We start from the raw sequence: 22,916 nt of genomic DNA, 5'->3' as shown, positions 1-22,916 counted from the left end.
ATCGCTATGAAGACTCAGGCGAAGGTGGAAACAGAAAATTGGCAGTAGAGTAGGCTGAAGAGGATCAATCAGATAATCCGCTGAGAAAGATTTTCTTCTTTACATCTTTGGCATTTTATCAACCAGAAATTCCGGATACCCGGAAAGGAGACGCATCGTGACTGAAGACGAAAAGTTGCCAGAAAATCCCGAAAACGACCTCGCTTCCCGATTCCCCACCGCCTACACCATTCTTTTTGGCCTGATTATTCTTGTGGCCGCGCTGACCTGGGTTATCCCGGCCGGGCAGTATGAGCGTGCCATGAATGAAGAGGTCGGGCGAGAAGTGGCGGTTCCGGGCACATACCAGACCGTCGATCCGAATCCGCAGGGGTTCTTTGATGTTCTGCTGGCACCGACAGCTGGCTTCTACGATCCCGACAGTTATGTTGCCAATGCCATCGATGTCGCCATGTTCATATTGTTCCTGGGCGGTTTCCTCGGCATCATGAACGCCACTGGTGCGATAGATACTGGCATCCGCAGCGCGATGCGGCACCTGAAAGGCCATGAAATCTGGATGATTCCCATCTTGATGACGTTGTTTGCCCTCGGCGGTACGACCTATGGAATGGCAGAGGAAACCCTGGCGTTTTACGCCATTCTGATCCCGGTAATACTCGCCGCCGGATACGACGCGGTGACGGGTGTCGCCATTATCCTGATCGGCGCCGGGATTGGTGTACTGGGTTCCACCATTAACCCGTTCGCCACTGTGATTGCAGCGAATGCGGCAGGTATTCCGTTTACGGACGGCATTGTACTGCGTTTTATTCTGCTGATCGGCGGTCTGTTGATCTGTATAGGCTATGTTATGCGATATGCCTACCGAGTGAAGGCCGATCCGTCACGGTCTGTAGTGGCAAAACAGTGGGCCGCGCACAAGAAGCTGTTTATGCAGGACGATGATGGCGAAATCCACAGTGCCAGCCTGACAGCCACGCAGATTATTGCCCTGGTCATTTTCGCCCTGACGTTTGCCGTGATGATCTGGGGCGTGTCATCCCAGGGCTGGTGGATGGCGCAGATGGGCTCCCTGTTCTTCGGTGCAGCCATTGTGATCGGTATCATCGCACGACTGGGTGAGAAGAAACTCACCGGCAGTTTCGTCGATGGCGCTCGGGATTTGCTCGGGGTTGCCCTGGTGGTTGGCCTGGCCCGTGGCATCGTGGTGATCATGGAACAGGGCATGATTGCCGATACCATCCTCCACAGCGCCGAAACCTCGCTGGGCGGGCTTCCGGAACTGGCATTCATCAACCTGATGTTCTGGATCGAGGTTGGCATGAGCTTCTTCGTGCCCTCGTCCTCAGGGCTAGCTGTGCTGTCCATGCCGATCCTTGCGCCGCTGGCGGATTTTGCCAACGTCGGACGGGACCTGGTGGTGACCGCTTACCAGTCCGCTAACGGCCTGGTGAACCTGATCAATCCCACCTTTGCGGTCGTGGTTGGGGGGCTTGCCATCGCGCGGGTGTCCTACGATCGCTGGCTGGCCTTTATCTGGCCCTTGCTGCTTATTCTGACTGTGTTTATCACCGTGGTCATCAGCGTCGGCACACTCTTGTGAACCCCGCTTTAAGCATTCGGCAAAAGGAGTTTTGTCATGTCTGAACAAACACTTGGAGTGCACTCTGAAACCGGGACCCTGCGCCAGGTCATCATCTGCCGGCCGGGACTGGCTCACCGGCGCCTGACGCCGTCCAACTGCGATGCCCTGTTGTTCGATGATGTCTTCTGGGTCAAGCAGGCCCAGAAAGATCATGACTTGTTTGCCAGTGTGATGCGTGGTCGGGGCGTGGAGGTTCTGGACGTCAACGAGTTACTGGCGGAAACTCTGGCCATTCCTGAGGGTAGGGCCTGGATTCTCGACCATCGGATCAACTGGAACCACATTGGCGTTGGCATGGTGTCGGATCTGCGGGCCTGGATGGATGAGTTGCCCGAAAAGGCACTGGCCGAATTCCTGATTGGTGGTCTGGAAGTAGGGGATCTTCCTTTTGATCCGGTCGGTCTGTTCGGCAACCATCTGGGACGTTTCGGGTTTGTGTTGCCGCCGCTGCCCAACTTCCTGTTCACCCGGGACAACAGCGCCTGGGTGTATGGCGGGGTGACTCTCAACCCGATGTATTGGACTGCCCGCAAGCCGGAGACCCTGCTGATGGCCGCCATCTACAAGTTCCATCCGAAGTTTGCCGGCAAGGTGAACGTGCACTGGGGCGATCCTCTGGAAGACCATGGCCTGGCCACTCTTGAGGGCGGCGACGTGATGCCCCTTGGGAATCGCACCGTGCTGGTGGGTATGGGTGAACGATCCTCGCCCCAGGCCATCGGGCAACTGTCAAAAGCACTCTTCGATGGCGGAATGGTGGATCGTGTAATCGCCTGCCAGCTGCCCAAAAGCCGTTCTGCCATGCACCTGGATACCGTGTTTACGTTCTGTGGCGGCAACGTGGTCACCGCCTTCAAGGAAGTGGCCGATGCTGTGATCTGCTACGACCTGCGTCCCGGCGAGGGCGGTAAAACACTGGCCTTCAGCCAGGACTCCCGGCATCTGTTTGAGGTAGTTGCGGAGATCCTCGGCTACCCGGCTCTGGAAGTTGTGGCAACGGGGGGCGATACCCCGGAAGAACGTGAGCGCGAACAGTGGAACGACGGCAACAATGTGCTGGCCCTGAGCCCGGGTGTGGTTGTCGGTTATGACCGCAACGACGATACCAACGCGGCGCTCTCGGCGGCGGGCATCGAAGTTCTGGCCATACCCGGTGCCGAGCTGGGTCGTGGCCGGGGCGGGGGTCGGTGCATGAGTTGCCCGACCATCCGGGACGCGATCTGAGAGCCAGGGAGAAACGTTATGGCATTCAATCTTAAGAACCGACATTTTCTTACCCTGCGGGATTTCAGTCCCAGGGAAATCGCTTTTTTACTGAAGCTGTCTGCGGATCTGAAGACGGCCAAGTACGCGGGCACCGAAGTGCCCAAGCTCGAGGGCAAGGACATCGCTCTGATCTTCGAGAAGAATTCCACGCGGACCCGGGTCGGGTTTGAAGTTGCTGCCTTCGACCAAGGGGCGCGGGTAACTTACCTGGGGCCGACCGGAACCCACATTGGCCACAAGGAATCAGTGAAAGACACCGCCCGGGTTCTTGGCCGGGTTTACGATGCCATTGAGTACCGGGGGTTCGGACAATCGGTTGTGGAGGAGCTGGCTCAGTACGCCGGCGTGCCGGTCTACAACGGGCTTACCAATGAATTTCACCCGACCCAGATACTGGCGGATTTCCTGACCATGCAGGAGCATGTGGAAAAGCCGCTGCGGGATGTGGCCTACGTGTTCATCGGCGATGCCGCCAACAACATGGGCGACAGTCTGCTCATCGGCGGCGCCAAAATGGGCATGGACGTGCGCTTGTGCGCACCGAAGGCCTGCTGGCCGAATCAGCAGGTGCAGGATGAGGCGCAGGCCTTGGCGGCTGAAACGGGAGCGCGCATCACGATCACCGATGACATCGATGCCGCCGTGGCCGGTGTCGATTTCGTGTATACCGATGTCTGGGTCTCGATGGGTGAGCCAAAGGAAAAATGGGCCGAACGGATCAAACTGCTGATGCCTTACCAGGTGAATGCGGCGTTGATGGCCAAAACCGGCAATCCGCGGGCGCGTTTCATGCACTGTCTGCCGGCCTTCCACAACACCGAAACCGTTGTGGGAAAGGAAATTCAGGAGACCTATGGCATCGACGCCATGGAGGTGACTGAAGAGGTCTTCGAAAGCCCCGCTTCGATTGTATTCGATCAGGCGGAGAATCGCATGCACACCATCAAGGCCGTACTCGTGGCGACCCTGGGAGGCTGACATGCTGGTTGTGGCAGCGTTGGGGGGAAACGCCCTCCTGAAACGCGGAGAGCCGCTGACGGCCGAAATTCAGCGCAAAAACGTGAAAACCGCGGCACTTTCGTTGGCAGGCATTGTCCGTGCGGGCCACGATCTGGTTGTCACCCATGGCAACGGTCCACAGGTGGGTTTACTGGCTTTACAGGGCGCGTCCTACAAGCCGGATGAGGCCTACCCGCTTGATGTCCTGGGTGCAGAAACCGAGGGCATGATCGGATATATGATCGAGCAGGAACTGGAAAATGCCCTCGGCCATGACCGGCCGGTGGCGACGCTGCTGACACAAGTCGTAGTAGACCCCAAGGACCCCGCTTTCGAAAAACCGACCAAGTTTGTGGGGCCCGTTTATGACCGCGACGAGGCTGAGCGTCGGGCAGCAGGTGCAGGCTGGAGTATTGCGCCGGATGGTGACAAATGGCGCCGGGTGGTGCCCTCCCCGAAACCTCTGGAAATACCGGACATGCGCGTGCTGAAATTATTGCTCGGTCAGGGCGTGGTTGTGGTGTGTGCCGGCGGTGGTGGAATACCGGTGTTGCGTCGGGAAGACGGCAGTATGGTGGGTATTGAAGCGGTCATCGACAAAGATGCCGCCAGTGCGTTACTGGCCAGGCAACTGGGAGCTGATGCGCTGCTCCTGCTAACCGATGTGGATGCTGTCTACCGGGATTTCGGCACTGACCAGTCGACTCCGCTTTCCGAACTGACAGTGGCCGAGGCACGGGCACTGGATATGCCGGCCGGCTCCATGTGCCCGAAACTGCAGGCCGCCTGCGATTTTGCCCAGGACGGCGGGTTCAGCGGCATTGGTCGGCTGCAGGACGCCGTGGCCATACTGAAAGGATGTAAAGGTACTCGCGTGTCAGCCAGTTTAGTCCGTTCGCCAGAATCATGAGACTGTGATGGGCCAGGTGGGACGAACCCCGGAGGTCTTTTCCTCCTAGCTGCCAGTAGAATCGTGGCAGGAAAAGGCTCAAGTTAAATGAAAGATGTGCTCCGATTCGCCGATTTCAGCTCCTTAGAAGACTCCTATACTGAAACCACTATGACCTGGGAAGATTCATGCCTGATTCTAAAACCCGCTTTGGCCTGAAAAGCCTTGTAGCACTGTGTCTTTTGATAGCCATTGTGGCCGCCATTGTCTGGCGGGTGATGACCGACGATGCTGCGCTGTCCGAGCATATTGCCTCTGGTAATGGGCGTATCGAAGCCACTGAGGTCGACATTGCCACCCGCATTCCCGGCCGGCTGGAAAGCTTCTCCGTTGCGGAAGGTGACTTGATCGAGGCGGGGCATCCAGTAGCGAAGATGGATACCGATGAACTGGAAGCCAGATTGGCTGCCGCTGAGGCAAACCTGAACCAGGCCCGGGCCAGTAAACGCTTGGCGGAGGCTATTGTAAAACAACGGGAAAGTGAACTGCGTCTGGCAAGGGCTGAGTTGGCTCGCTTCGAGAGCCTTATGGACAAAGGGCATGTTTCCCGGGAACAGTTTGATCAGGCACAAACAAAGGCCGAGACAGCGGCTGCAGCCCTGCAGGCTGCCAAGGTGCAGGTTGCGTCTGCCACTTCAGGAATTGAGGCGGCGCGAGCCAGTATTCGTGAGATTCAGTCGACCATTGATGACAGCCACCTAAAGAGCCCGGTAGGTGGACGTGTGCTGTATCGACTGGCCGAGCCTGGCGAAGTCCTTGCCGCAGGGGGCAAAATTGCAACGGTGCTGGATGTGACCGATGTCTACATGACCATTTTCCTACCCACATCGCAGGCTGGCAAAGTCAGGGTAGGCTCTGAAGCACGGATTGTACTCGATGCCCTACCCGATTATGTGATCCCCGCAGAGGTAAGCTTTGTTGCTGCGGAGGCGCAGTTTACGCCAAAAGCCGTTGAGACCCGAAGTGAGCGTGAGAAGTTGATGTTTCGGATCAGAATCCGAATTGATGCGGACCTTCTGAAAGCCTACCGCGATCGGGTGAAGACAGGCGTGCCTGGCGTCGCCTATGTCCTGCTCGACGAAAGCCAGGGCTGGCCCGACCATTTACAGGTAGCCTTGCCCGATGACTGACCAGGTTGCCCGGCTGGAGGGCGTTAGCCACGTTTATGGCGAGTGTCAGGCACTTACCGATATCAGTATCGAAATGCCTGCCGGGTGCATGGTCGGACTCATTGGGCCGGATGGCGCAGGAAAATCCACGCTCCTGGGGCTAATCGCCGGCGCCAGGAAACTGCAAGCAGGGTCCGTAGAAGTGCTTGGCGGGGATATAGGCCGTCAGCAGTTTCGCAACCGGCTTGCGCCGCGCATTGCCTACATGCCCCAGGGATTGGGCGGTAACCTCTACCATACTCTGACTGTTGACGAGAATATCGGCTTCTTTGCCGATCTTTTTGGACTGACCGGAGAGAGACGAAAGCAACAGATTAACCGGCTGCTGGAGGCAACCGGGTTGCTTCCGTTCAGAGATCGGCCGGCAGGCAAATTGTCGGGGGGCATGAAGCAGAAGCTTGGCCTCTGTTGCGCTCTGATTCATAGACCCGACCTGCTAATACTGGATGAACCCACCACCGGTGTTGACCCTCTGTCCCGTGCCCGTTTCTGGGACCTGATTGACAGAATCCGCGCCCAACAATCCGGCATGAGTGTCCTGGTTGCTACCGCTTACATGGAAGAAGCGGAACGGTATGACTGGTTGGCGGCCATGGATGACGGCGCTATTCTGGCAACTGGCTCGCCGGACGAGTTACGCGAGCGGACCAGCACCCGAACGCTGGATGAAGCGTTTATAGTCCTGTCGTCGGGGAAAGGCCCCGATAAAGCCGGAAACGAAAAGGAAGCGGAACCTCCCCTCACAGCCGCAGAAACGCGGGAGACCGGGACCATTCCGGCCATAGAAGCAAACCATCTGACCCTCCGGTTTGGTGATTTCACCGCGGTAAAAGACGTTAGTTTTTCGATTTCCCGAGGCGAGATATTCGGCTTCCTTGGCTCCAATGGCTGTGGCAAGACCACAACCATGAAAATGTTGACCGGGCTATTACCACCATCCGAAGGTGACGTTTCACTCTTTGGCAAGCCTCTGGATGCCAAGGACCTGGGCACAAGGCAGCGTGTTGGTTATATGTCGCAGGGGTTCTCCTTGTATGGCGAGCTGACGGTTAGGCAGAACCTGGAACTGCACGCACGTTTGTTCCACCTTCCGGAGGAGCAGATCGCTGTCCGGGTAGATGATCTGGCGGCGGAATTCGGGCTTGCGGAGGTATTGGATCAGCTGGCGAGTCACCTGCCCCTGGGGGTTCGACAGCGGCTTTCACTGGCCGTGGCGGTGGTACACCGGCCTGACTTGCTGATCCTCGACGAACCGACTTCAGGTGTAGACCCAGGCGCCCGGAACCAGTTCTGGTCATTGCTGTTCCGCCTCTCCCGCGAGGACGGGGTCACCATTTTTATTTCTACCCATTTTATGAATGAGGGGGAGCGATGTGACCGGATTTCCCTTATGCATGCTGGTGAGGTGCTGGCGTCCGACAAGCCAGAGGTACTGATTCGGCGGGCAGGCGAACAAACCCTTGAAGGGGCGTTCATGCGAACCCTTGAGGCGGCCACTGGCACTGATGACATTGGCAGTGGGGCTATGCTCACCGATGAGCACGAAAACGAGCCTGACTATCGATGGTTCAGCGTCCGGAGACTGTGGGCCTATGGGCACCGTGAGGCGCGGGAGTTGATCCGGGATCCGATACGTATGGCGTTTGCGTTTATTGGCTCCGCCCTGCTGATGCTGATTCTGGGTTACGGCATTACCCTGGATGTAGAAGATTTGTCTTTTGCGGTACTGGACCAGGATCAGTCCCCTCAGAGCCGGGATTACGTCACTGCCTTCTCAGGATCGCGGTATTTTATCGAGCGACCTCCCATCGCAGACATGGCGGAACTGGAACAGAGGATGCGGTCTGGTGAGTTGAGCTTGGCACTCGTGATTCCTCCTGGCTATGGCCGGGACCTGAAGCGCGGGCAGGACACGGAAATCGGCGTTTGGGTGGATGGTGCGATGCCATTCCGAGGAGAGACCATTAAAGGCTATGTCGAGGGGATTCATTACAGCTATTTTAAGGAACTGGTAAAGCGAACCTATGGAACGATCCCGACACTAAGCCGGGTCTCTATAGAAGTCCGGTACCGATACAACCAGGATTTCCGGAGTCTGGACGCGATGGTGCCGGCAGTCATTCCCATCCTGCTCATCTTTATTCCATCCATCCTGATGGCTCTGGGCATCGTACGCGAAAAAGAGCTGGGATCGATCACTAATCTTTATGTTACCCCGGTGACGCGTCTTGAATTTCTGTTGGGGAAACAGATCCCATATATCGTGTTCAGTATGATCAGTTATGTCAGCCTGGTCATGCTGGCGGTATGGGTTTTCGAGGTACCACTTAAAGGCGGGCTGTGGGCACTTTCTCTCGGAGCCTTGTTGTATATCATTGTAACGACGGGGCTTGGGCAAGTGATTTCGGCCTTTGCCTCCACCCAGATCGCCGCTCTCGCGGCGACGGCGATCATAACTCTCTTGCCCACGGTCCAGTTTTCGGGTCTGACGGAGCCCGTGTCCTCCCAAGAAGGAGTCGGAGCCATCATTGGTCAGTTCTGGCCGGCAACCTGGTTCCTTCAAGTCAGCCGGGGGGTCTTCACCAAGGGGCTCTCCTTCAGCGACCTTCAACCGACGCTGCTGAACCTGGCGGCCTTCATGCCGGTGCTGACGTTGATATCGGTCATTCTGCTCAAAAAACAGGGGCGCTAGTCGTGAAATCACTGGCGAATATCTGGAATCTGGGACTCAAGGAGTTGCGCAGCCTGTGGGGCGATAAAGTGCTGCTGGTGTTTGTTCTGCTGGCTTTCACCCTGATCGTCTATACGGCGGGTTCCGCCGGATCTATGGAGTTGAACAATGCCCCGGTTGCCGTGGTGGATGAGGATCAGACCACACTTTCCAGGCGCGTCATCCAGTCGTTCCAGCAACCCTGGTTCCTCAAGCCAGACCTGATCCAATACGATCAGATTGATGCCGTGCTCGACAGAGGGTCACATACCTTCGTTATGGTCATCCCCGAAGGATTTGAACGGGATGTGCGAAAAGGTGACGTTGTCAGTGTGCAGCTGAATATCGACGCAACCCGAATGACCCAGGCCTTTATTGGGGCCAATTACATTCAATCCTTTGTCACAACCGAAGTTGCCCGATTTATAGAGCCGGGTAGCGGCTCGACGGAGCTCCCGGTGAGCCTGGTGAATCGGGTAAGTTTTAACCCCAACCTCGAGGGTACCTGGTTTGGAGGAGTGATGGAGCTGATTACCGAGGTTACTCTGATCAGCATCATCCTGACCGGTGCCGCACTGATCCGGGAACGAGAACACGGTACGATAGAACATCTGATGGTGATGCCGCTGCGCTCCTACGAGATCATGGCGGCTAAAGTCTGGGCCAATGCCCTGGTGGTAATGATTGCGGCCACGCTATCGGTGACCGTGGTTATTCAGGGCTGGCTCGGGGTACCTGTTGCCGGATCCATTCCACTGTTCCTTTTCGGTGCGTTGATTCACCTGTTCTCCACGACAGCCATTGGAATTCTGATTGGTACTGTTGCCCGGACCATGCCCCAGTTTGGCCTTTTGCTGATCCTGATCATATTGCCGCTACAGCTGCTCTCTGGCGGTATTACGCCCCGGGAGAGCATGCCGCAACTGGTTCAGGACATCATGCTGCTGGCTCCGACGACCCACTTTGTGAGTCTGGCACAGGGCATTCTGTACCGTGGTGCCGGGATCAACGTGGTCTGGCCCGAGCTCCTGGCGCTGACGTCTATCGGAGCGGTATTTTTCGGGACGGCTCTGGTGCTGTTCCGGCGTCACCTATCTGCGTAAATGCAACGTCTCCAGGCCGCCCCTGAGCCCCCTATCACATACAGGGGCGATAGGCCTATCGTGCATTTACGATTAGTATGCGGGCTTGGAAATGAATTACCGGATAGCGAAACTTAGAGAGTATTGCACCGCCGGGGTAGGAACTTATCGAAAGTCTCTAGAGTAAAGGGAGTTAACCATTCGAAGCTACCAGGGTCTTGCACTACGTCAATGCCGAAGAGCGAGCCGATCCTGAGAGACAGAAACGAAAGAAAAAGACCGATACTCCATTCCGTTCGCAGGAAGGAGAGTAGCTTGCTCATCACTCGCATGGACCTGATAAATCGAATGGCTAACCCTGTTTTTTCGACACGTGCGGCTCTACAGGCACTTTTGTTCATCACGCTGATACCTTTCTCCGCTCACGCAGATACCTTCAACCTCTCATGGGATAATGACCTACTTCTGGGCCTTGATCAGGGCTATACCAATGGCGTGCGCTTGTCATACCTCACGTCATCATCAAGAGACCAGACGGCTGCCTCTTCCCGGCTATCCCGAGCGGCCGGGAAATGGCTGGACGCGGTTCCGGGGATTGATCCGGAAAACCAGGACCAGGCGGTCTCATTCAGTCTCAGGCAGTTTATGATTACTCCCGATGACATTACGCGTGAGCAACCCAGTCAGGATGATCTGCCCTATGCCGGTATCCTTTTCGTAAGCAGCACTGTCTGGAGCTGGGACGCGGATAGTATTACAGGCTATGGTGCTCATATAGGTGTGGTCGGTCCGGAAAGCGGAGCTGAAGCCTCCCAGAAGTGGGCACACAAACTGACCGGTAGTGACGAACCCAGAGGCTGGGATTACCAGCTCGGCACAGATGTAGTCGGTGGCCTGCAGGGCACGCATGCTCAAAAAGTTTGGCGAAGCGGCAGCAAGGGGGAATTGGAGCAGGAACTTGCGTGGGTCGGCTCAGCCATGATTTCCAGCTTTCGATCCCAAACCAGGATCGGAGGTATTTGGCGAACTGGCAAATATCTGCCAACGAATTTTGTACCTGACTATGCCGGGACTTCCAGCACAGTCGGACTTCCGGCAGCGTTAAATGATGCAGGAACGGGCTGGTCTGTCTTTATCGGCGCAGGGCTCGAATACGTTCCTTATTCCTACCTGGAAGACAACGCCGGCCCATACGAGTTTGAGGAGAGCGCCTTACTGGCTCAGGCCGGTATCGGCGCAACCTGGCAATGGCAAAATCTTCAGATGGCCCTGATCCTCAGAGCCACAACGGGTGAAGAACAGTCGAACAAAGACAGCTTCAGCTTCGGTACCTTGTCTCTGACCTGGAGCTATTGAAGCTTGAGGTGAAAAATCGTCGTTCCGGATCGTCGTCCGGAGGTGCAATTTTATTCCTGAATCCATGACTTCAACTATCTGGATCTACGCCCAAAGCCCGCAATAATTGCCTGAACCGGCACAAGTCGCTTATCAAAACGGCTCGCACGGTCGTTGAAAAATTTACCGAGTAAGGCCGCAGTGGTAAGCAGCGTGATTGGCGTTTTTAACTTAATCGATACAATAAAGCAGTGATCTTAGCGAAGGCCATCACAGCCTTACCTTGGGATCAGTTCACTTTTTGTAGAACCACTGCAGTTAATGAGGACGTTTTATAGTGAAATCATTGAGTGCGGCCTACGTACTGATGAAGGCAATTGATCATGTGCGGAAATATCACGACAGGATGGAAGCCCAAACGCTACGAATACTTATCGAAGTAGCTCGCAGCCCCGGTATCGCAGTTTATGATCTTGCCGAAAAAACAGGGTGCTCAGGCGCTTCCGCGTCCCGCAACGTGATGAAACTTGGCCCAGGAGGCCCGCGAGGGGAAGGTTTAGGCCTCATTCATAGATATGAGGACCCTATGGACCGGCGGAATAAACGCGTACAGCTCACAGATAAAGGTCAACGATTTTTCGCTGAACTTGCCGAAATTATGACCGAAGCCATCGATCTGAATGAATCTAACAAATTCTAGTACCTGCTCCGAAAAACTCGGCTCCGCCTTCAACGATTATTATCGTGAAGCTCTACGAAGGTGGAGCATACGGTATCCCTTTGATTGAATTGCCAAAAAGTGAACTTACGATAATAATACAACGCGTTGTTTTGCAAGGGAGGGATTGATCGATGGGATCACGATTGAATAGTGATCGAAGCAGTGATGAGGCAAAGCGGCGGCGAAAACAGGCCGGCATGTACCTTAAGAACCTACGGAATCATACGGGGATGACCCAGAAAGAGCTGGCCCACAAAGTAGGTCTAGAATATTACACATTTGTGTCACAAATAGAGAACGGCTCAGGCAGAGTCCCGGTGGAACTCTATGGTAATTTTGCGAAAGCTTACGAGGTCGACACACAAGCTTTCGCGCGCTTTTTAATCCGGCTCTACGACCCCGCTTTGTATACCTGGCTGTTTTATCATTCCCAAGAACAATCGATCGAAGATCAGTATCTGGCACTTATCGCCAAGTCGGAGTAGAGAGAATTAATGCGCCGCAACCATCCTGCGGCGAATTGACCAACGTATATCTCTATGTGGTGGCTCTCTTCACTTTTTGTATCGGCGATAGAAACAGCCCGGGCGTTTGAGCCCGGGCTGACGCCAGACTGGCAAACGAGGTTTTATTGCCCGGTCTCCACCGATTTAACCTCCTGTTTCCCGGAAGGTCCGGTTTCGCTTTTCGAACTGCTGTCCTCTTGTTTTTGCTCCTTTTCCGGAGCTTTCCAGCGCTCCTTATCCACAGGCAGCTCGTAAGCCGGCAGTTCGACCCGATAGATCGCGTTGTCCCCGACCAGGCGGGCGTGGCTCTCGCCCATTGCCGGTGACGTGCCGATCAAAAGGGTGATCGTATCCTTGGCCTGGCTTTCAAGAACCACCTTGCGCCGGAAGCTATCCTCAGCCACCTTGAAACGCTCCCTCGCCTGCTCGGACCGGGCCACCGGAAAGTCTGCGCGGAGTTGCGTGATGCGGTCGATCAGGCGTTCGACTCGGGCCTTGGCGGCCTGAATGTCTTCCCCGTCCTTGCCCTGTATTTCCCAACCGTTGTCGGTTTTGGCAAGGGTGAGGTTGCCCTCTTCCGGGTCGGTCAGGGTGATTCGGGTCACGCCATCGAGGTCAGCCACCAGAGGGCCACTCGGATCCCTCGTGGCTTCGCTACCGGCGCTCCAGACCCATGCAGTGACCACCAGCTGGATGATCAGAAGTAGTGATAACCGCTTGATGGATTGGTTCATCCGGGTTTTCATCAAGACACCTCCGCAAGAATCGTCTGGTAACGACGGCGATCGCCGGAACGTACCTGTTTACGCCACAGGGCAATGAGGATCAGTCCTGCGAGTGCCAGACCATAATTGGCGTACTCCCAGGCCAGCTGCTGCTGACGTGTCAGCGGCTCCAGGGTTCGTGCGTAGCGGGACTGTCCACGCAGTGCCAGCAAGGCGGGGTCTTCGAGGGACCAGTCCACCGCGTTTTGCATGAAAGTCACCGGTGAGTTATAGACTGTGCCGAGGCTCTGGGAGACCAGGTCCAGCATGGTGTCAGAGGCAAAGGAGCCACTGCTGATCACGAGCAACCGTGCCGACTCGGGTGATGTCCGGATCACCGAGCTGGCGAGGGTGACGTTTTGCGGGTCGGATGATTTTGCCGTGGTATCGCCTCCTTTCTTCGGTGCATCTGCCTTTTCGTCTGGTGCGGCTTGATCAAGCAGGGGGGAGTCCTTATCGCTAAACCAGGACTGGAATCGCCCTGACAAAGCCACGGCAATGAGTTCGGACTGGCGCGCGTCCGGTTCGGCAAATCCGGTTTCCGGGAAGCGCTGGAAGTCCGGCAGGATATCCGCGCTATTGTTGGTCCAACTGCCTGCAGAAGTTGTCAGCAGGCGTGCGACGTTCAGCCCGTCGGTTTTCTGACTGTCCACACCCATCGGTGACGGCCAGCTGACAATCATGTCCCGGAGGTTGGCAGTAATCGGGTGGTTCCTGTTCAACTGGTCACCCCGAAGGTCCGGGAAGAACGGGTAGGGCACCATCTGGATTTCCTGGAAGGTCAGGCCACCCACGTTACGGGTTCTGGGCACGGGCAAGGCGGCATTGCGCGGGTCCAGAACCAGGGACTGCTCGAGGGTAATGCCATGATGAGCCAGCCAGGCCTTGAGGCCGGTCTTCTGCTTGCGGGCCGAGAGTCCCTGCTGCAGAGTGATGTCGTAGGGTGAAGCGGCCACCACTACCCGACCTCCGCGCATCAGGAACTGGTCCATGGCAAACAGGGCTTTTTCGGACAGTTCCGCCGGGTTCAGGACCATCAACAGGTTGGTACCGGCAGGGACCTTGCCTTTGGAAAGGTCGGCATCCACCACCCTTACGTTTTCTTCCAACGCTGCTCTTAATGAGCGGTAGTCACCACCGCGGAAACGGTTGCCGGGTGGAGTGGCGAGAGCCACGGTTTTCAGGGTACCGGGCACCAGTTGCTGCATGCCTTCCTCAATGGCTTTTTCCAGGCTGCTTTGATCCAGTGTTGCCGGAAGCGGAATCTGCACCCGGTTGTCCCCACTTTCCAACATAAGATGGAACCAGAAAGGCTGAGGGTCCAGCAGGCTCGACAGCATGGGGCTGAAACCGTAATCCTCCGCCAGCCGCCTGGCCAGCTGGCCCTCTCCGGCTTGCGGGTTCCGGATGTTTGCAGTGAAGTTGTCACCACCCTTGTTCTCGAGCGCGGTAATGACTGACTCAAGATCTTTACGGAAAGCTTTCAGGTCATCCGGTAACTGCCCGGCCGGAGATACCCACGCGTTCAGGGTGACCGGATCCTCCACCATGGCAAAGGAATCGCCACCGGAACGATAGTTGCGGACCAGGCGGTCAATGGTCCGGGTGATTTCGTATTCCGGATTGTTCAGGGCCACCGCAAGATCGCTCTCATGAGCAGCCTTGACCTCGATCAGATCCCGGAAACCCAGGCGTTCGTAGTCGTCGCCGTAGGCAATCACCACATCGAAATAGGAATTGACGATGGCCGATTCGTACCGGCTGGCGGTCTGGAACGGCACGGGTTTCACGCCGTAGCGTCGGGCAGCCCTGGCTTCGGCTTCCCGGTTTTTGGTGGGGTCGACAAACTCCACACGGACGTTGCCACCACCACGGGCGGCGTATTCTTCCAGCAGGCTCTGCAATCGCGGAACCAGCGGTGCCAGCAGCGGGTGGGTTTTCTCCGAGAAATAGCCCTTGATCCGCAGCGGCTCCCTGAGGTTGCCCAACTGTTGCTTGGTTACCCCGGAGAGGGTGTAGAGCCGATTCTCGGTCAGGTCCATACGCACGGCATCCATCGGATGCAACCACAGGTTTGCAGCCAGCAGGTTGACGACCAGCAGGGCTGTGCCTGCCTTCCACCGGCGGTGTGAGGGAGAAGCGGGATTGCCTGTCCAGCGGAGTTTTTCCAGGGTATACACGTTGAGCGCCAGGAACACCCCGGTCAGGGAGAGGTAGTAATAGATATCCCGAAGGTCAAGTACACCGCGGGTGATGGAGTCGAACCGACTACCGGTTCCCAGCAGCTGCAGGAACTGGCCGAACCGGTATCCGGACAGGCTGGTGATCAACGACGAGCCGATCAGATAGAGCAGGCCGCAAATCACCACGGTGATGATCAGCGCGACAATGGGATTGTCGGTGCGGCTGCTGGTAAAAAGACCAATGGCTATGTAGGAGGAGCCTAGGAACAGGGTGGCCAGATAACCGCCGATCACCGGGCCCGTGTCCAGAGGTCCGAGCAGACCAACGGTGAATGGCAGCGGCAGGGTCAGGACAAGGGCCACGCAGAGCAGTCCGAATGCGGCAAGGAACTTGCCCAGTACCAGTTGCCATAGGGATATCGGAGAGGTCAGCAGGTTTTCCAGGGTGCCGGCCCGACGTTCCTCCGACCAGCTCCGCATAGTGAGCGCGGCGATCAGGAAAATCAGCAACAGCGGCAGCCAGTCAAACAGTGGCTCCAGGTCGGCAATGTTGCGGGCGAAAAAGGCTTCGGCCCAGAAAAAGACAAACAGGCAAGCCGCCGCGAACAGTCCCAGAAACAGATAGGCTGCTGGCGACGCAAACCAGGCCCGGAACTCGTTGCGGGCAACGTTCAAAAGGTCAGTCATGGGCCACCTCCCCGTTCACTTCGGCAAAAACACGTTCCAGGTCGCGATGCTCCGGTGCCAGGGCGAAGACCGGGATATTGGCGGCGACCAGTTCGTCGGTGATCACAGGCAACCGGGTCTCATCCGCCTTGAAGTGGTACTCGAACCGGTTGTTCCCGGTTGAGGTCTCTGCCAGTAACGACGCCGCCGGCAGGACGGAATCCAGAGCGGGTCGGGCATCGGCGCCGGTTACCAGGCGGATGCGGTCTGTCTCCCGTAGCTCATCCAGGTGTTTGTCCACCACCAGACGGCCGGAACGCATGATCATTACCCGCTCGCAGACGGCCTGTACCTCCTGGAGTATATGGGTGGAGACAATCACGGTAGCGGTTTTCGACAGTTCCCGGATAAGTGCGCGCATCTGGTGGATCTGGGTCGGGTCCAGGCCATTGGTGGGCTCGTCAAGAATAACGATTTTCGGATCGTGGAGAATGGCCTGGGCCACTCCCACCCGTTGCCGGTAGCCGCGGGACAGGGTCTGGATGGTGCTGGTGGCCTTATCCTTGAGGTCCGTGCGCCTGATGGCCCGGGCGATGGCGGTGTTGCGATCGGCCTCGGGAACATGGTGCAGAGCGGCCTGGTAGGCGAGAAAATCGATAACTGTCATTTCCGGCCAGACAGGGCAGTTCTCGGGCAGGTAGCCAATCCTCGACTGGATGGCCGAAGTATCCTGGCCGATGTCCAGCCCGTCGATGGTGATCCGGCCGGCGGTGGGCTCCAGAAAGCCCGTGAGCATCTTCATGATGGTGGTTTTGCCGGCCCCGTTGTGCCCGAGCAGCCCCACGACCTCGCCGGGAGCCACGGAGAACGAGACCCGATCCACCGCAGTGAAATCGCCGTACCGGCGAGACAGGTTCTCCACTTGGATCATTGCAATACTCCGCTTTTTTTAAGCTCAAACCACGACCACCCGGAGAAATACGACGACCGGCAAGGTATCCAGAGCGTCGCTTTCTGGTTGTTGTGGCTCTTCAGAGCGGTTGTTTTTAACGATTCAATACGGATCTGGCGGTCACAACACGCCAGAAATGGCCATAGGGTCTGACGCTCAAAGTTCAAGATTTATCTAAAATGACAGTCTGTTAATGCGATGATTGCGGCAATGCCTCTGACGGAATGGGGCATTTCCCGTTCCCCTGGCGGGTGGATATGGTAAAGTCGCACGGCATGCGGGCAGGTGTTTACCGGCGCGGCCCGTCTGCTGTACCACTGGATTTTTGCTTCGAAGGAACCGGATCATGAAGAGCTCCCTGTGCCAGAAGCTACCTCTCGTCTCTGGCTTTTTGCTGGTTCTGTTTCTGGGAGGCTGCAGCACGGTTTACTACAACACCATGGAAAAACTCGGTTTCGAAAAGCGGGATATCCTGGTGGACCGGGTGGAAGATGCGCGGGATGCCCAGTCCGAGGCCCAGGAAACCTTCCGCTCGTCCCTGGCGCGCTTCCAGAGCGTGGTGGCCACCCCGGATACCGAGCTCAAGGACAAGTATGAAGAAATCCGGGATGCCTATGAGGACAGTGTCGATGCCGCCGACGAAGTCAGGGATCGTATTGACGGCGTCGAGGATGTTTCCGAAGCCCTGTTCGCCGAGTGGGAGGACGAGCTGGATCTCTACGAGAGTGCTTCCCTGAGGCGCAGCAGCGAGCAACAGCTGCGTGAAACCCGGAGCCAGTACCAGCAACTGATCACCCGCATGCACCAGGCCGAAGACCGCATGGACCCGGTCCTGCAGGCGTTCGAGGATCAGGTGCTGTATCTCAAGCACAACCTCAATGCCCAGGCGATCGGCGCCCTGGAGAACGAACTGGGCCGGATCCGCAGTGATGTGGACAGCCTGATCCGCAACATGGAAGCCTCCATCGCCGAATCCGAGGCCTTCATCCGGAGGTTCCGGGATCAGTAGCCCACCTCAAGCGTCACCTACAAAAAACAAAAAAGGGAAGTCCGACTCGGGCTTCCCTTTTTCGTTCAGGTGAGGCTGGCTTGTCTCAGCCGGTTTTCCGGACATCGTTTTCCGAGACCGGTTGGAGTGCTTCCGTGCTGGTCCGGTTACCGAGGAAATCCGGCCGTGGCTTGTTACCGCAGTAGGGCTGTTCGAGCTGGTTTTCCACACTGTTGTAGACGAAGAACAGGTTGCTGCGCGGCCAGGGCGACATGTTGGCGTTGGAGGCGTGCAGGGTGTTGCACTCGAAGATGATCAGGGAGCCGGCGGCGCCGGTGGGTGCCTTGATGCCGAATTCATCCGCCATCCGTTTCAGATCCCGGTCATTGGGTACCCCCAGCTCCTGTTTTTTCAGGGACGACTGGTAGTTGTCCTCCGGAGTGCGTCCCACACAGGGCACGAAGGTCTTGTGGGAGCCGGGAATCAGCATCAGGGGCCCGTTGAACGGGGTGTTATCGGTCAGGGCGATGGAGAAGCTCACGGCACGCATCCGCGGCATGCCATCCTCGGCGTGCCAGGTCTCGAAATCGGAATGCCAGTCAAAGCCCTTGCCGTGGAAGCCCGGTTTGAAGTTGATGCGGGACTGGTGGATGTAGGCATCGCTGCCCAGCAGCTGGCGCACCATGGCGAGAATTCTCGGATCCCGGGTCAGGCGGTCAAAACGCTCGGACAGCTCGTGGATGCCGAAGATCGAGCGGATCTCCTGTTTGCCCGGCTCCGTGATGGTGCCTTCCGAGCGCAGGATGCTGTCGTCATCCTCATAGGCGCGCAGATCTTCACGGAATTTCTGTACCGTGGCCTGATCGAGGAAGTTGTTGATGGCCAGGAAACCGTCGCGCTCGTATTGGGCCAGTTCGGTTTCGCTCAGGGGGCCGTTGGTACGTTCGTCTCCGGTGCTGTGGATAACCGGGTCCCGGCGTTCAAAGCTCGGGGTGGGGCGTTCCAGGCGGGTTGGATAAAAGTCGTCAGAACGAGTTTCCATATTCGAACCTCCTTACTTTTATTCAGTAACTGAAATTTTCTTTTAACCTCATGAAGTTAATGGCTTTGGCATGGAAAGGCACCAGAGATGTGGGGTTGCCTTTTCTGATTTCAAGGGCAAAAAAATCCCGGGGCGGGGCACCCCGGGATCAAGAGTCACCGGCCGGATCAACCGGTGAAGGCCATATGATCGGAATCCAGTTGCATCAGGCTCCGGGTCGGGCTGAGCATGCTGGTGGCGTGGGCCTGGGCCCGGGGTAACAGGCGCTCGAAGTAGAATTCCGTGGTGGCCAGCTTGGCCTGATAGAACTCTTCCGAGTCAGCGCCACCGTTATCCAATTTATCCACAGCCACCGCAGACTGGCGCAGCCACATGTAGGCCATGGTCACGTAGCCGCTGTACATCAGGAAGTCGTTGGCGGCGGAGCTCACCACATCGCGGTCCCTGCGCGCCGCCAGCATCACCCGCACCGTCAGCAGGTTCCACTGGGCGGTCAGCTTGAGCAGCTCGACGGCATACGGCCGCAGGCGTTTGTCGGTCAGGTGCTTGCGGGCGCGGTTTGCGACTTTCAGGGTGAATTCCCGGACCGCGCCGCCCTGGGTCATCAGCAAGACCTTGCGGCCCAGCAAGTCGAGGGCCTGGATGCCGGTCGTGCCTTCATACAGGGTGGCGATGCGGGTATCCCGGACGATCTGTTCCATGCCGTGTTCCCGGATATAGCCGTGCCCACCGAACACCTGCATGCCCAGGTTGGTGCACTCGTACCCCAGTTCGGTCAGGAAACCCTTCAGGATCGGGGTCAGGAAGCCGAGTTTGTCGTCGTAGGCCTCGGCTCTCTTGTCATCCCCCCGGGTATGGGCCTCCACCATGTGGTCCGCCAGCCGGGCGGCGTAATAGAGCATGGCCCGGCCGCCTTCGGCGACCGCTTTCTGGGTCAGCAGCATGCGACGGACATCGGCGTGGTGGATGATGGCATCGGCCACCTGTTCCGGTTCCTTCTTGCCGGACAGTGCCCGCATGGAACGGCGTTCTCTGGCGTAGTCCAGGGCCCATTGATAGGACAGCTCGGCCGGGCCGACACCCTGGATGGCGGTACCGATCCGGGCGGTGTTCATGAAGGTGAACATGCACTCCAGGCCCTGATTCTCCGGGCCGATCAGGTAACCGGTGGCACCGTCGAAGTTCATCACGCAGGTGGCGGAAGCCTTGATACCCATTTTCTTTTCCAGGCTGCCACAGCTGACGCCATTGCGCTCGCCGACGCTACCGTCGGCGTCCGGCAGGAACTTGGGCACGATGAAAAGGCTGATACCCCGGGTACCCTTGGGTGCATCGGGCAGTCGGGCCAGGACAATGTGGACAATGTTCTCGGTCAGGTCATGTTCACCGGAGGAAATGAAGATCTTGGTGCCGGTGATCCGGTAGCTGCCATCGCCCTGGGGTTCCGCCTTGGTCTTCACCTGGCCCAGGTCGGTACCGCACTGGGGCTCGGTCAGGCACATGGTGCCGCCCCAGCGGCCCTCGGTCAGCGGTACCAGGTAGGTCTGCTTCTGGGCTTCGCTGCCGTGCAGGTAGATGGTGTTCATCGCCCCCAGGGACAGGCCGGGGTACATGGAGAATGACCAGTTGGCGGTGCCCATCATTTCCTGCTTGAGCAGACCCATGGACGCGGGCAGACCCTGACCGCCGTATTCCTCGGGGGCGGACAGGCCCTGCCAGCCGCCCATCATGTACTGGTGGTAGGCTTCCTTGTACCCGGCGGGGGTGGTCACTTCGCCATTTTCCAGCTTGCAGCCTTCCTCGTCGCCGGACTGGTAGAGCGGGCTCAGGACTTCTTCACAGAACTTGCCGCATTCGGCCAGGATGGCATCGACGATGTCCGGCGTGGCGTTTTCGCCGCTGGCCAGCGACTCATAGTGTTTCGGGTAATCAAACACTTCATTGAGCAGGAATTTCATGTCGCGCAGGGGCGCCTTGTAGACCGGCATAACGAAACCTCTGTACCTGTAATGGATTCGGGGGAGGGCGATCGGCCTCCGATGGTTTTTGTTTTACGGCATTCCCGGGGCGCTGCCATTGACGAAAAGCGCCGGTGGCTATGTCACCAAAGACAATTGGCTGAAATGACGATCTCCTGTTCAGCAGCGCAGCCGGTTTCTGATCGAACCCCGGCCGGGTTTCGTATGTTTCTGAACAGCATTCGGAATTTTCTGTAACGGGGGAGTGTAAAAGTCATGCAAAAGCGTCGGTTTCGGTCCCGGGGTACTGGCCCTGTCACACTGCTATGGTTATGTTTGAGTCTGGTGCTGTTGTCCGGCTGTGCGTCCCCGTCGCTGGAGGACTACGCCGACCGCTCGCCGAAACTGGTCCCGGAACAGTTCTTTAGCGGCGAACTTTCTGCCCGTGGGGTGGTCAAGAATTTCTCGGGAGAGGTGATTCGAACCTTCGACGCCGACATCTCGGCCTCCTGGGATGCCAGCGGGGTCGGTACCCTGGACGAAGTGTTCCGCTTCGATGATGGTGAAGTCCAGACCCGTGTCTGGACCCTGGAGCCCACCCCGGAGGGTTATCATGCCGATGCCGGTGACGTGGTTGAACCGGGCACCATGCGCTGGCAGGGCAACGCCATCCATATGAATTACGTACTCCGGGTTGCCTACGGCGACGGCACCATAGACGTGCGCATGGACGACTGGATGTACTTGATTACCCCGGACACCCTGATCAACCAGACCACCATGAGCAAATGGGGGATCGATGTCGGGGAGATCGTGTTGGTCATCCAGAAAAAATAACCGGGCAGGCACCGGATCATTAATCAACAGGCAGTCATACCATCATGTGGAAACAATGGGTCATCGCGCTGGTCCTCGTCGCCGTTGCTGTCGGCGGAGCCTGGGTCTACCGGACATACGACGGCGGCTCGGAACAGCAGGCCGGCGGTGAGCGTCCTGCCAGCGCCGTCAACACGGTGCGCCTGGAGCGCGATACGGTCAGGGACGTGGTCAAGGCGGTGGGGAATCTGCAGGCGCTGAACTCGGTGGAGTTGACCACCGAGGTCAGCGGTCGGGTCGTCGAAATCAACCTGGCGGCCGGTGAGAAGGTGGCTGAAGGGGATCTGCTCCTGCGTCTCGATGACCGCCAGTCCCGAGCCGATCTGGCCGAGATTGAAGCCCGGCTGGCCGACGCCCGCCGGCGACTGGAGCGGGCCAATCGACTGCGTTCCAATAACAGCATTTCCCAGGCCCAGGTGGATGAACTGAGAACGGCTGTCGATGTGGCCCTGGCCCAGCGCCAGGCCGCCCGCGTACGGCTGGAGAATCATCGCATCGAAGCACCGTTTTCCGGCGTGGTTGGTCTCAGTGATATCAGCATCGGTGCCTACGTTACGGCCGGAACCGCGATTACCACCCTGGATACCACCGAACGCATGGAGCTGAATTTCAGTATTCCTGAACGGTTCCTGGGGCAGGTGAGTGCCGGGCAGGAGGTCCGGGGGATTTCCCCGGCCTATCCCGATCAGCCCTTTCGTGGCGAACTGGTGGAGCTGGGTACCCGCATCAACGAGCTGAGCCGGAGCCTGCCGGTTCGGGCCCTGATCGATAACACCAAAGGGCAACTGCGCCCGGGCCAGTTCATGTCGGCCACCCTGACCCTGCAACAGCGGGAAGCACTGGTCATCCCGGAACAGGCGGTGATGATCCGCGGTGATGAGCAGTATGTGTTTGTGGCCGAGGACGGCGCCGCCAGGCGGGTATCGGTGGAGCTTGGCTCGCGGATGCCAGGCCTGGTCGAAGTGGTCAGTGGCGTACAGCCGGAAGATGAGGTGATCGTCACCGGTCAGGATCGCCTGAGTTCCGGTGACCGTATCCGTGTTCTGGACGGCGAGAACGTTATCCCGGAGAACCGTTTCGTCAGCTCCGTGGAGTCCTGAGC

Annotated in this window: 18 protein-coding genes; 13 read left to right on the top strand and 5 right to left on the bottom strand. The window is 57.7% G+C overall.

Annotated elements, in window-relative coordinates; genetic code table 11:
- The first annotated feature begins 157 nt into the window (after positions 1–157).
- From DET50_RS05095 to DET50_RS05045, 10 genes are all read left to right on the top strand, one after another.
- Positions 158–1,606 carry a YfcC family protein gene (locus DET50_RS05095; RefSeq protein WP_113861787.1) on the top strand — a complete coding sequence of 483 codons (1,449 nt, stop codon included), beginning with the start codon at positions 158–160 and terminating at the stop codon, positions 1,604–1,606.
- Between the two features lie 36 nt (positions 1,607–1,642).
- Positions 1,643–2,872: an arginine deiminase gene (locus tag DET50_RS05090; RefSeq protein ID WP_113861786.1), complete on the top strand. Its 1,230-nt coding sequence runs from the start codon at positions 1,643–1,645 to the stop codon at positions 2,870–2,872.
- A gap of 18 nt (positions 2,873–2,890) precedes the next feature.
- Positions 2,891–3,892 carry an ornithine carbamoyltransferase gene (locus tag DET50_RS05085; protein WP_113861785.1) on the top strand — a complete coding sequence of 334 codons (1,002 nt, stop codon included), beginning with the start codon at positions 2,891–2,893 and terminating at the stop codon, positions 3,890–3,892.
- Between the two features lies 1 nt (position 3,893).
- Positions 3,894–4,823 (top strand): carbamate kinase, encoded by a 930-nt coding sequence (arcC, locus tag DET50_RS05080; RefSeq protein ID WP_113861784.1) that lies wholly within the window; start codon positions 3,894–3,896, stop codon positions 4,821–4,823.
- Positions 4,824–5,080: 257 nt separating this feature from the next.
- Positions 5,081–5,992, top strand: coding sequence for an HlyD family secretion protein (locus tag DET50_RS05075; protein ID WP_404932716.1), 912 nt, complete (start codon positions 5,081–5,083; stop codon positions 5,990–5,992).
- A complete protein-coding gene (rbbA, locus tag DET50_RS05070) occupies positions 5,985–8,723 on the top strand; it encodes a ribosome-associated ATPase/putative transporter RbbA (RefSeq protein WP_113861782.1) in 2,739 nt (912 codons plus the stop codon). The genes DET50_RS05075 and rbbA overlap by 8 nt, the downstream gene beginning before the upstream one ends.
- 2 nt (positions 8,724–8,725) lie before the next feature.
- Entirely contained in the window at positions 8,726–9,844 is a 1,119-nt protein-coding gene (locus DET50_RS05065) for an ABC transporter permease (RefSeq protein WP_113861781.1), read from the top strand.
- A 294-nt stretch (positions 9,845–10,138) separates the two neighbouring features.
- A complete protein-coding gene (locus tag DET50_RS05055; RefSeq protein ID WP_258546051.1) occupies positions 10,139–11,179 on the top strand; it encodes a lipid A deacylase LpxR family protein in 1,041 nt (346 codons plus the stop codon).
- Positions 11,180–11,495: 316 nt separating this feature from the next.
- Positions 11,496–11,858, top strand: a complete 363-nt coding sequence (locus DET50_RS05050; RefSeq protein ID WP_113861779.1) for a MarR family winged helix-turn-helix transcriptional regulator — start codon at positions 11,496–11,498, stop codon at positions 11,856–11,858.
- 152 nt (positions 11,859–12,010) lie between these two features.
- Positions 12,011–12,364, top strand: a complete 354-nt coding sequence (locus DET50_RS05045; protein ID WP_113861778.1) for a helix-turn-helix domain-containing protein — start codon at positions 12,011–12,013, stop codon at positions 12,362–12,364.
- A 143-nt stretch (positions 12,365–12,507) separates the two neighbouring features.
- On the opposite strand, the gene DET50_RS05040 is transcribed toward DET50_RS05045, so the two are convergent.
- From DET50_RS05040 to DET50_RS05030, 3 genes are read right to left on the bottom strand one after another with little or no spacing between them, the layout of a single operon-like run.
- Entirely contained in the window at positions 12,508–13,131 is a 624-nt protein-coding gene (locus tag DET50_RS05040) for a DUF4340 domain-containing protein (RefSeq protein ID WP_113861777.1), read from the bottom strand.
- Positions 13,131–16,019, bottom strand: coding sequence for a Gldg family protein (locus DET50_RS05035; RefSeq protein WP_113861776.1), 2,889 nt, complete (start codon positions 16,017–16,019; stop codon positions 13,131–13,133). The genes DET50_RS05040 and DET50_RS05035 overlap by 1 nt, the downstream gene beginning before the upstream one ends.
- A complete protein-coding gene (locus DET50_RS05030; RefSeq protein ID WP_113861775.1) occupies positions 16,012–16,929 on the bottom strand; it encodes an ABC transporter ATP-binding protein in 918 nt (305 codons plus the stop codon). The genes DET50_RS05035 and DET50_RS05030 overlap by 8 nt, the downstream gene beginning before the upstream one ends.
- Positions 16,930–17,296: 367 nt before the next feature.
- Between DET50_RS05030 and DET50_RS05025 the strand changes: the two genes are divergently transcribed.
- Positions 17,297–17,959 (top strand): DUF2959 domain-containing protein, encoded by a 663-nt coding sequence (locus tag DET50_RS05025; RefSeq protein WP_113861774.1) that lies wholly within the window; start codon positions 17,297–17,299, stop codon positions 17,957–17,959.
- 85 nt (positions 17,960–18,044) lie between these two features.
- Here the strand turns inward: DET50_RS05025 and thpD are convergent, their stop codons facing one another.
- Both thpD and DET50_RS05015 read right to left on the bottom strand, forming a co-directional pair.
- Positions 18,045–18,980 (bottom strand): ectoine hydroxylase, encoded by a 936-nt coding sequence (gene thpD / locus DET50_RS05020; protein ID WP_113861773.1) that lies wholly within the window; start codon positions 18,978–18,980, stop codon positions 18,045–18,047.
- Positions 18,981–19,147: 167 nt separating this feature from the next.
- Complete coding sequence (locus DET50_RS05015) at positions 19,148–20,968, bottom strand: acyl-CoA dehydrogenase C-terminal domain-containing protein (protein WP_113861772.1); 1,821 nt, start codon at positions 20,966–20,968, stop codon at positions 19,148–19,150.
- A 246-nt stretch (positions 20,969–21,214) separates the two neighbouring features.
- Here DET50_RS05015 and DET50_RS05010 point away from each other — a divergent pair, with 246 nt between their 5' ends.
- On the top strand, positions 21,215–21,775 hold the full coding sequence (locus DET50_RS05010) for a DUF3833 domain-containing protein (RefSeq protein ID WP_113861771.1): 561 nt from the start codon (positions 21,215–21,217) through the stop codon (positions 21,773–21,775).
- 44 nt (positions 21,776–21,819) lie between these two features.
- Entirely contained in the window at positions 21,820–22,914 is a 1,095-nt protein-coding gene (locus DET50_RS05005; RefSeq protein WP_113861770.1) for an efflux RND transporter periplasmic adaptor subunit, read from the top strand.
- Positions 22,915–22,916 lie beyond the last annotated feature (2 nt).

The sequence above is a fragment of the Marinobacter pelagius genome (genome assembly GCF_003315345.1).
GTDB classification, from domain to species: Bacteria; Pseudomonadota; Gammaproteobacteria; order Pseudomonadales; family Oleiphilaceae; genus Marinobacter; species Marinobacter pelagius_A.
This window is presented reverse-complemented; position numbering and strand designations above follow the sequence as displayed.